This is a genomic window from Geminicoccus flavidas (genome assembly GCF_009806515.1).
Lineage (GTDB): Bacteria > Pseudomonadota > Alphaproteobacteria > Geminicoccales > Geminicoccaceae > Geminicoccus > Geminicoccus flavidus.
The window spans coordinates 1-593 of sequence record NZ_WUJP01000458.1 but is presented as its reverse complement, the minus strand read 5'-3'; the positions used below and the strand labels follow the sequence as shown (position 1 = coordinate 593).

Below are 593 nucleotides of genomic sequence, written 5' to 3'. Positions count from 1 at the left end.
GAGGGCTGCGAGGCCACCCAGAGCGCCTCGCCCACCGCGAACAGGCCGACGGCCACCACCACGATCGAGATGCCATCCAGGAGGCTAGGAAAGCCCATGGTGAAGCGCGACTGGCCGGTCAGGCTGTCGATCCCGACCACGCCCGCGGTGATGCCGAGGAACAGGGAGAACAGGCCGCGCGACGGTGAGGTGCCGAGCATGGAGGACACGGCAGCGAACGCGAACACGGCGATCGCGAAATATTCCGAGGGGCCGAACGCGATGGCCAGACCCGCGATCAGTGGTGCCAGGAAGGTGAGCAGGGCCGTGCCGATCGTGCCGGCGACGAAGCTGCCGATGGCGGCCGTGGCCAGCGCCGCGGCACCCCGCCCGGCCTTGGCCATCTTGTGGCCCTCCACCGCGGTCACGATCGAGCCGCTCTCGCCCGGCGTGTTCAGCAGGATCGAGGTGGTCGAGGAGCCGTACATGGCGCCGTAATAGAGGCCGGCGAACATGATGAAGGCGCCGGTGGCGTCCAGGTAGGCGGTGACCGGCAGGAGCAGGGCGATGGTGAGGGCCGGGCCAATGCCCGGCAGGATCCCCACCGCCGTGCC

1 protein-coding gene is annotated in these 593 nt (G+C 69.8%); it reads right to left on the bottom strand.

From position 1 onward, the window contains the following. Positions 1-593: tripartite tricarboxylate transporter permease (locus tag EQG76_RS12820; RefSeq protein WP_200840776.1), on the bottom strand; the 593-nt coding region annotated here is incomplete at both ends.